8 protein-coding genes are annotated in these 9,319 nt (G+C 69.6%); 3 read left to right on the plus strand and 5 right to left on the minus strand.

Going from position 1 to position 9,319, the window contains the following annotated elements:
* Positions 1-139 precede the first annotated feature (139 nt).
* Both D183_RS0107615 and D183_RS0107620 read right to left on the minus strand, forming a co-directional pair.
* Entirely contained in the window at positions 140-1,522 is a 1,383-nt protein-coding gene (locus D183_RS0107615; protein ID WP_017908479.1) for a glutamine synthetase family protein, read from the minus strand.
* Positions 1,523-1,527: 5 nt separating this feature from the next.
* Complete coding sequence (locus D183_RS0107620) at positions 1,528-2,283, minus strand: gamma-glutamyl-gamma-aminobutyrate hydrolase family protein (RefSeq protein WP_017908480.1); 756 nt, start codon at positions 2,281-2,283, stop codon at positions 1,528-1,530.
* A 268-nt stretch (positions 2,284-2,551) separates the two neighbouring features.
* Between D183_RS0107620 and D183_RS0107625 the strand changes: the two genes are divergently transcribed.
* From D183_RS0107625 to D183_RS24225, 3 genes are all read left to right on the plus strand, one after another.
* Positions 2,552-3,931, plus strand: coding sequence for a glutamine synthetase family protein (locus D183_RS0107625; protein WP_017908481.1), 1,380 nt, complete (start codon positions 2,552-2,554; stop codon positions 3,929-3,931).
* Between the two features lie 105 nt (positions 3,932-4,036).
* Positions 4,037-5,344: an NAD(P)/FAD-dependent oxidoreductase gene (locus tag D183_RS0107630; RefSeq protein ID WP_051067612.1), complete on the plus strand. Its 1,308-nt coding sequence runs from the start codon at positions 4,037-4,039 to the stop codon at positions 5,342-5,344.
* 88 nt (positions 5,345-5,432) lie between these two features.
* Positions 5,433-6,770 (plus strand): GGDEF domain-containing response regulator, encoded by a 1,338-nt coding sequence (locus D183_RS24225; RefSeq protein ID WP_017908483.1) that lies wholly within the window; start codon positions 5,433-5,435, stop codon positions 6,768-6,770.
* Here the strand turns inward: D183_RS24225 and D183_RS0107640 are convergent.
* The 3 genes from D183_RS0107640 to D183_RS0107650 form a co-directional block, all read right to left on the minus strand.
* Positions 6,751-8,031 (minus strand): MFS transporter, encoded by a 1,281-nt coding sequence (locus D183_RS0107640; RefSeq protein ID WP_026144283.1) that lies wholly within the window; start codon positions 8,029-8,031, stop codon positions 6,751-6,753. The two genes, D183_RS24225 and D183_RS0107640, sit on opposite strands and share 20 nt — an antisense overlap.
* A gap of 94 nt (positions 8,032-8,125) precedes the next feature.
* The gene (locus D183_RS0107645; protein ID WP_017908485.1) at positions 8,126-9,061 is read right to left on the minus strand and encodes a diguanylate cyclase domain-containing protein; all 936 of its coding nucleotides are present in this window, start codon (positions 9,059-9,061) and stop codon (positions 8,126-8,128) included.
* A partial coding sequence (locus D183_RS0107650; RefSeq protein ID WP_026144284.1) for a hypothetical protein occupies positions 9,058-9,319 on the minus strand: 262 nt, incomplete at its 5' end. The genes D183_RS0107650 and D183_RS0107645, both read right to left, overlap by 4 nt.

Consider the following 9,319-nt stretch of genomic DNA (forward strand, 5'->3'; position numbering starts at 1 on the left):
CCGCCGCTTCGGAAGGGAACCCGGTAAGTCAAAAGCAACATCAACGTCCGGAGCAAGAGCAACGTCAGGAGCAACAGCAACAGCAGTGGCAACGGCAACGGCAACGGCGATGTTCTGGCTGGCTGGCGCGAACCGCCCCCTACACGTTCAACAACAGGAACTCCCGCTCCCACGAACTGATCACCCGGAAGAACGTCTCGTACTCCTTGCGCTTGACCGAAATGTACGCCCGCACGAAACGCGGCCCCAGCAACTCCTGCAACGGCGCACAACGCTCCAGCTCGTCCAGCGCCTCGCCCAGCGAGCGCGGCAACTGATAGCCCATCTCCTTGCCGCTGCCGGTGGTCGGCTCGGTCGGCTCGAGCTTCTCGCGGATTCCGAGCAAGCCGCAGGCCAGCGTCGCCGCCATCGCCAGGTACGGGTTGGCGTCGGAACCGGCGAAACGACTCTCCACGCGCATGTTCTCGATCGTGTCGATCGGCACGCGCAGGCCGCAGGTGCGGTTGTCGAAGCCCCACAGCACATTGCTCGGCGACACCTCGCCGAACATCAGCCTGCGGTAGGAATTGACGTTGGGCGCGAAGAACGCCATCGCCATCGGCACGTACTTCTGCAGGCCCGCCAGGTAATGGGCGAAGGTACGGCTGTACTCGCCAGCGCGGCGGCCGCTGAAGACGTTCTTGCCGTGCTTGTCCACCAGGCTCTGGTGGATGTGCATCGCACTGCCCGGCTCGTTCTCCATCGGCTTGGCCAGGAAGGTGGCGTAGACGCCGTGGCGCAGCGCCGCCTCGCGCATGGTGCGCTTGAACAGGAACACCTGGTCGGCGCGCGACAGCGCGTCGTCGTGAGTGAAGTTGACCTCCAGCTGCGCCGCGCCGGATTCGTGGATCAGCGTGTCCACGTCCAGCTCCATCGCGTCGCAGTAGTCGTACATCAGGTCCAGGATCGGATCGAACTCGTTGACCGCGTCGATCGAGTACGACTGCCGTGCCGTCTCCGGCCGGCCCGAGCGGCCGGCCGGCGGCAGCAACGGAAAGTCCGGGTCGGTGTTCTTCTGCACCAGGAAGAACTCCAGTTCCGGCGCCACCACCGGCTTGCAGCCGATCGCCGCATACGCCTCCAGCACCCCGCGCAGCACGTTGCGCGGCGCCAGTTCGTGGGGCTGGCCTTCCTTGGTATAGCAATCGTGAATCACCTGCGCGGTGGGATCGGCGGCCCACGGCACCATGCGCACCGTGTCCGGGTCCGGGCGCAGCTGCATGTCCGAATCCGACGGCGAAGTCAGGTCGTAGTAGTCGTCCGGGTAGTCGCCGGTGACCGTGGTGGCGAAGATGCCCTCGGGCAGGCGCGTGCCGTAGTCGTGCGAGAACTTGGCGGCGGGAATGATCTTGCCGCGCGCGTTGCCGGTGATGTCCGGCACCAGGCACTCGACCTCGGTGATGTGGCGCTCCTTGAGCCAGCGCCGCAGCGAGCTTTCCTGCTGTTCCGGGGTGTGCTTGCGCGATCGGGGTCGACTGGCCATGGGAATCAGCGCCTGCGGCTGGCCGCATAGTGGCGACAGGCGTCGCCGAAGGATTGGAAGATGCCGAGATAGAACGGGTCGTCGAGGACCCGCCACTCCGGATGCCATTGCACACCGAGCAGGAAACCGGGGCCGATGCCGCGGAAGGCCTCGATCAGCCCGTCCGGCGCCAGCGCCTCGACGATCAGGTCGCCGCCGAGCCGGGCCACGCCCTGGCCGTGCAGCGAGTTGACCCGCACCCGCCCGCGGCCGGCGATCTCCTCCAGCCAGCCGCCTTCGCTCAGCGCCACCTCGTGCGCCGGCGCGTACTGCGCTTCCAGCGGCGCCTGCGGATCCTCGCGATGATCGGACAACCCCGGCTGCGCGTGCACCTTCTGGTGCAGGGTGCCGCCGAGGGCGACGTTGACTTCCTGGAAGCCGCGGCAGATCGCCAGGATCGGCAGGCCCAGCGAGATCGCCTGCGGAATCAGGTCGAGCGTGTTGGCGTCGCGCGCCGGGTCATGCAGGTTGCCGAGCCAGCTCGGCTCGTCGCTGTAATGGTGCGGCTCGATATTGCTGACCGCGCCGGTCAGCAGCAGGCCGTCGAGCCGCGTCAGCCAGGCGCGGGCGTCGACCGGCGGCTGCAGCGACGGCAGCAGCACCGGGGTCACCCCGGCCCCATCGACGGCGGCACGCAGATACTTTTCGCCCGCGGCCAGGAACGGATGGTGGCCGATGAGCTTGCGGTCGGTCGGCACGCCGACCAGGGGCGATACGGCCATGCGAAGAACTCGTGTGGCGTCCTCGCAAGTTACCGCGAGCGTTTTATTTTTACAACACGACACGCACTGGGACACGGCGCACAACACGCTTGCAGAGGCGCTAACCGGCCTGCACGATGCCGCAAAAATTCCTCCGCAGTGCCGCAAAAGCGCAACACGGCCAGCGTGCCGCGCGAGCGAGCGTCGGCACGCCGCCCCCTGCCGCTGTTGAGTATTCTTGACGCCATGGCGCTCTGCTAAGCTCCAAGCACTCCCGCCGTCCGCCGCGATGACCCGCATGCACGACGCCCCGCTGCTGCCCCCGGACGATGCCCAGACCCTGCAGCGTATCGCCGGCTGCGAGCAGATCGACCTGCTGCTGCCGGACTGCAACGGCCTGCTGCGCGGCAAGCGCATTGCCCGCGACGCGTTGGACAAGGTCTACCGCGACGGGGTATGCCTGCCGATGTCGCTGATCGCCACCGACATCACCGGCAATACCGTCGAGGAAACCGGGCTGGGGTACGACATCGGCGACGAGGACCGGCTGTGCTTCCCGGTGCCGGGCAGTCTGCGACCGGTGCCGTGGGCGCCGGTGCCGTCGGCGCAACTGCTGCTGGCGATGCAGGACGGCGCAGGCGGTGCGCTCGACTTCGCCCCGCGCCAGGTGCTGGCGCAGGTGCTGGCCCGCCTGCAGGCACGCGGGCTGACCCCGGTGATCGCGGTGGAACTGGAGTTCTACCTGTTCGACCCGCACGCCGACGCGCGCGGCCGCCCGCAGCCGCCGCTGCACGCCCACAGCGGACTGCGCAACGACAGCACCCAGGTCTATTACATGCAGGAACTGGACGACCAGCGCGGCTTCACCGATGCGGTCGCGCAGGCCTGCCGCGCGCAGGGCATTCCGGCCGATACCGCGGTCGCCGAATACGCGCCGGGCCAGTTCGAGATCAACCTCAAGCACCGCGCCGATGCGCTGGCCGCCTGCGACGATGCGGTGCTGCTCAAGCGCGCGATCAAGGCGATCGCGCAGCAGCAGGGCCTGCTCGCCAGCTTCATGGCCAAGCCGTTCGCCGCGCAATCCGGCAGCGGTCTGCACGTGCACGTGAGCCTGCTCGACGATGGCGGCCACAACGTGTTCGCCTGCACCCCGCAGGCGCCGGCCGCGCCGCTGCGCCATGCCATCGGCGGATTGCAGCACAGCGCCGAGGACTGCCTGCTGCTGTTCGCCCCGCACGCCAACAGCTACCGGCGCTTCGTCGCCAATGCCTTCGTCCCGCTCAACGACAGCTGGGGCTTCAACAACCGCACCGTGGCGATGCGGGTGCCGCACAGCGACCCGGCCAACACCCGCATCGAGCACCGCATCGCCGGCGCCGACGCCAACCCCTACCTGGTCGTCGCGGCGGTGCTGGCCGGCATCGAACACGGCCTGGCGCAGGGCCTAGACCCCAGCCCGCCGACCCAGGGCAATGCCTACGCGCAACACGCCGCACGCGAACCGGACTGGCGCAGCGCGATCGCCCGCTTCCTGGACAGCGACTTCGCCGCCACCGCGTTCGGCACGCGCTTCCGGCATATCTACGGCCAGCAGAAACGCCGCGAGCTGCTGGACTTCCAAGCGCAGGTCAGCGATGTGGACTATCGCTGGTATTTGCGCACGGTTTGAAGGCTGGGAATCGGGAATGGTGAATCGGGAATCGAAAGCAGCGAGCGCGAAAGCGTCTGGAGCCCAGGACATGGTGCGCCTGGGCCATCACTGCAGTTCGCCGCCATGACCGGCGCTTCTCCCATTCCCCATTCCCGAGTCCCCATTCCCGGCGCGTCCTGGTACCTCGACAGCGCCGCACCATTCCCGGAACAGGAACCATTACGAAGCAAGGTACGCGCCGACGTATGCATCCTCGGTGCCGGCTATACCGGGCTGAGTGCGGCGCTGGCCCTGGCCGAGGCCGGGTATCGGGTGGTGGTGCTGGAGGCGCAGCGGGTCGGCTGGGGTGCGTCCGGGCGCAACGGCGGCCAGGCCATCGTCGGCTACGGCTGCGAGCAGCACACCCTGGAAGCCCTGCTCGGCCAGGACGATGCACGACTGCTGTTCGACTTCTCCCGCGACGGCATGCAGTTGCTGCGTACCCGCATCGCCCGCCATGGCATCGCCTGCGACTGGCGCGACGGCCATGCGCACGTGGCGATCAAGCCGCGCCAGGAACGCGCCTTGCGCGCCGGCATCATCGAGATGGCGCAGCGCTACGACTATCCGCTGCAATGGTGGGACCGCGCGCAGTTGCAGTCGCAGTTGCGCAGCCCACGCTACCTGGGCGCGATGTACGACGCGGCCAGCGGCCACCTGCATCCGCTGGAGTACGCGCGCGGCCTGGCGCGGGCGGCGCTGGCGGCCGGGGTGCGCATTTACGAGCAGACGCCGGTCACGCAACTGGTGCGCGGCGCGCGACCGATCCTGCGCAGCGCGCACGGCGAGGTCGAGGGCGAGTTCGCCATCCTCGCCGGCAACGCCTGGTTGCGCGGCATCGCCCCGGAGCTGGAATCGCGGATCATGCCGGTCGGCACCTACATCGGCGCCAGTGCGCCGCTGGGCGAGGCGCTGGCCCGCGAACTGATCGGCAACGACATGGCGGTGGCCGACGTCAACTGGGCGCTCGACTACTTCCGCCTCAGCCGCGACCACCGGCTGCTGTTCGGCGGCCGCGCCAGCTATTCGTCGCTGCCGCCGCCCGGCCTGCGCGGGGTGATGACCCGGCGCATGCGCCGGGTGTTCCCGCAACTGCGCCAGGTCGAGATGGACTCGGTGTGGGGCGGCTACGTCGACATCACCCGCAACCGCGCCCCGCATTGGGGCCGGCTGACCCCGAACGTGTACTTCGCCCAGGGCTTCTCCGGTCATGGCGTGGCCGCCACCGGCCTGGCCGGCGCGGCCATCGCCGCGGCGATCGGCGGGCAGGCACAGCGGCTGGACGTGTTCGCGCGGATCCCGCACGCGCCCTTCCCCGGCGGCCGCCTGCTGCGCACGCCGCTGCTGATGGCGGCGATGTCCTGGTACAAGCTGCGCGACGCGCTCTGGTAGCCAGCGACGCACCCGCGCCGCCCTCAAGTTTGCGCGCGCACGGCCGCTAACCGGGTTCCATTCCTGGATTGCCGCCCGCGAGGCATGCATGTCGCACCCGTTGTCGATCGCCCCGATCGCCCCCGACGGCAGCCCCGCACAGCAGCGCATCCTGCTGGTGGAAAACTCGCGCACCTTCACCGACCTGCTGCGCGCGGCGATCGAGCAACGGGTCGAACTGCCGGTCGTGGTGGTCTCCACCCTGGCCGAGGCCGCCGCCGCCCTGGATGACGGCGGCCCCTGGTTCCTGGCGCTGACCGGGCTGGTGCTGGCCGACGGCGACCGCGACACCGTCGTGGACTTCTTCGTCGCGCGCGGGCTGCCCACGGTGGTGGTCAGCGGGGTCTACGACGAGAGCCTGCGCAAGCGCATCCTGACCCAGCAGATCATCGACTTCGTCCTGAAGAACGCGCCGGACAGCATCGACTACCTGGCCTGGCTGGTGCAGCGACTGGCGCGCAACCGGTCCATCACCGCGCTGGTGGTGGACGACTCGCCGTCGGCGCGCGCCTACGCCGCCTCCCTGCTGTCGATGTACGGCTACCGCGTGGTCGAGGCCGCCGACGGTGCCGCCGGGCTGCGCGCGATCGAGGCCAATCCGTCCATCCGCCTGGCAGTGGTGGACCAGGAAATGCCGGGCATGGAAGGCGTGGAATTCACCCGCCGGCTGCGCGCATTGCGCGCGCGCGACATGCTGGCGGTGATCGGCCTGTCCGGCAACAACGACCCGTCGCTGGTACCGCGCTTCCTCAAGAACGGCGCCAACGACTTCCTGCGCAAGCCCTTCTCGCGCGAGGAGTTCTTCTGCCGGGTCTCGCAGAACGTGGATCAGCTGGAGCTGATCGGCACCCTGCAGGACCTGGCGACACGCGACTTCCTCACCAGCCTGCCCAACCGCCGGCACTTCCTCGAACAGAGCCAGCGCGTGCTGGCGAAGTGGCTGGCGCGGCAGGAGCCGGTCTGCGTGGCGATGCTCGACATCGACCATTTCAAGCACATCAACGACACCTTCGGCCACGAGGCAGGCGACGAAGCGCTGCGCGCGGTGGCGGCGACCCTGGCCGCGCACGCGCGCCCGCAGGACATGGTGGCGCGCTTCGGCGGCGAGGAATTCTGCATGCTGGTGCCGGGCCTGGCCCCCGCCGCGGCCGCCGATTACTTCGAAACCCTGCGCGCGCGCATCGCCGACCTCGCGATTCCGCTGGGCACGCAGACCCTGCGTCTCACCATCAGCATCGGCGTCAGCAGCAGCGGGCCGCAGCGGCAGACCCTGCATCCGCTGCTGACCGAGGCCGACAAGTACCTGTACCTGGCCAAGGCCGGCGGCCGCAACCGGGTCGAACACGCGCCGCCGGCGGAGCCGGCGCTCAGCGACGCGGCCGCCTGATCGCCAGCAGGGCCAGCAAGGTCAGCAGCGCCGCCGCGCTGAGGTAGTAGCCCACCCACGACAGGCCGTAGTGCGTGGCCAGCCACACCGCCACGTACGGCGCCGGCGCCGCGCCGACGATGCCGGCCAGGTTGAACGCCAGCGAGGCGCCGGTGTAGCGCACCGGCACCGGATACAGTTCGGCCAGCAGCGTGCCGCAGGGGCCGTAGGTCAGGCCCATGAAGAAGAACCCCAGCGCCAGGAAGCCCAGCACCTGCCAGGGCTGCCCGGCCTGGAACAGCGGCGCGAAGAACAGCCCGAACGCGACGATGGCCACACTGGCCACCAGCATCGCCGGGCGCGTGCCACGGCGGTCGCCGTACCAGGCCGACAAGGGGATGCCGGCGGCGAAGAACAGGATGCCGACCATCTGCAGCAGCAGGAACTGCTCGCGGCTGTAGTGCAGCGTGGTGGTGCCGTAGCCCAGCGCGAACACCGTCATCAGATAGAACAGTACGAAGGTCGCCAGCACCGCGAACGTGCCAAGCGCCGTCGCGCCGACGTGCTGCGACAGCACCGTCTGCATCGGCAGGCGCACGCGCTCGTTGCGGTCCAGGGCGCGCTGGAAGTCCGGGGTCTCGTGGATGCGCAGGCGCACCCACAGCCCGGTGATCACCAGCAGGGCGCTGGCGACGAACGGAATGCGCCAGCCCCAGCGCAGGAACTGCGCCTCGTCCAGCAGCGCGCCCAGCAGCAGGAAGATGCCCGAACACAGCAGGAAGCCCAGCGGCGCGCCCAGTTGCGGGAACATGCCGTACCAGGCGCGCTTGCCCGGCGGCGCGTTCTCGGTGGCCAGCAGCACCGCCCCGCCCCACTCCCCGCCCAGGCCCAGGCCCTGGCCGAAGCGGCACAGCACCAGCAGCGCCGGCGCCCACAGGCCGATCCGGTCGTAGCCGGGGAGCAGGCCGATCAGCACGGTGGACAGGCCCATGGTCAGCAGCGCCGCCACCAGCGTGGCCTTGCGGCCGATGCGGTCGCCGAAATGGCCGAACAGCGCCGATCCCAACGGCCGCGCGACGAAGGCCACGGCGAAGGTCGCCAGCGACTGCAACTGCGCCGCATCGGCATCGCCTTCGGGGAAGAACAGCTTGGGGAACACCAGCACCGCGGCGGTGGCGTAGATGTAGAAGTCGAAGAACTCGATGGTGGTGCCGACCAGGCTGGCCAGCAGCACGCGACGCGGCGAGTTGACGGGCGGAACGGGAGACGCGGCAACGGTCATGGAGGCGACATCGACAGGCAATCGGCCGATTCTGGCAGATCGGCGCCGAGGCGACGCGCTTGGTTGCGCAGGCAACGATCGCCGGCGCGGCGCATCACCCCACGCAGGCCCGCGCGCGCCCGCCCTGCTTGGCCAGATACAACTGCGCATCGGCCTGCGCCAGCAGTTGTGCGGCGCTGGCGTCCGCCTGGGGGACCGCCACCGCGCCGCCCAGGCTGATGCTCACGCATGGCCCCACCAGCGAGGCGTCGTGCGCCAGCTGCAGCTCGGCGACCCGCTGCAGCATGCGCTGCGCCACTTCGCGCACGCCGTCGGCATCGCTGCCCGGCAGCAACGCCACGAACTCCTCGCCGCCATAGCGGGCCAGCAGATCGTGCGGGCGCAGCACGCAACCGGCCAGCGCCTGGGCGACGGCGCGCAGGCAGCCATCGCCGAGCTGATGACCATAGTGATCGTTGTAGCGCTTGAAGTAGTCCACGTCGATCATCAGCGCCCCGCAGGGCTTGCCTTCGCGCAGGCAGGCCTGCCAGTGCGTGGCCAGGGCGTCTTCGAAACGGCGGCGATTGGCCACCCCGGTCAGCCCATCCAGCAGCGCGACCTCGCGCAGCAGGTCGCTCTGAAGTTTCATGATCAGATGGTTCTGCACCCGCGCCCGCACCACCACCGGCTGCACCGGCTTGCTGATGAAATCGGCACCACCGGCTTCCAGCGCGGCCACCTCGTCCTCCGGCGCATCCTGCCCAGTGACGAACACCACCGGGATGTCCGCGGTCGCCGGGTCGGCCTTGAGCCGGCGGCAGACCTGCAGGCCGTCCAGTTCCGGCATCATCACGTCCAGCAGCACCAGGTCCGGCGGCTGCTGCTGGCACAAGGCCAGTGCACGCGTGCCATCCAGCGCCATGCTGACTTCGCAGGCGTCGCGCAGCAGTTCGTGCAGCGCATGGATGTTGATCGGCTGGTCGTCCACGATCAGCACGCGCGGGCGCCGTCCCTGCGGGGCGAGGCGTCGGTAGGCAGCGAAATCGCTCATCGGGAAGCGGTCTCCAACAAGTTGTTCAACGTGACCAGGGCGTCGTCGAAGCGCAGCGTCTGTACCTGCTCGCGCAGGCGCAGCGCGTCGCCGGCCTGGGCGCCGGCGATGGCCGGCGGGGCCTGCTCCAGCAGGGTCAATGCGGCCAGGTCGGACTGGCGCAGCAGCGGCTCCAGCGCGCGCAACCACGGCAGCAGGGCGTCTTCGGCCATGGCGTCCATGCCGGCAGGTGGCGCGGGCGCGCGCAGCGGCGCGGCC

The sequence above is a fragment of the Xanthomonas sp. SHU 199 genome, from assembly GCF_000364665.1.
Lineage (GTDB): Bacteria > Pseudomonadota > Gammaproteobacteria > Xanthomonadales > Xanthomonadaceae > Xanthomonas_A > Xanthomonas_A sontii.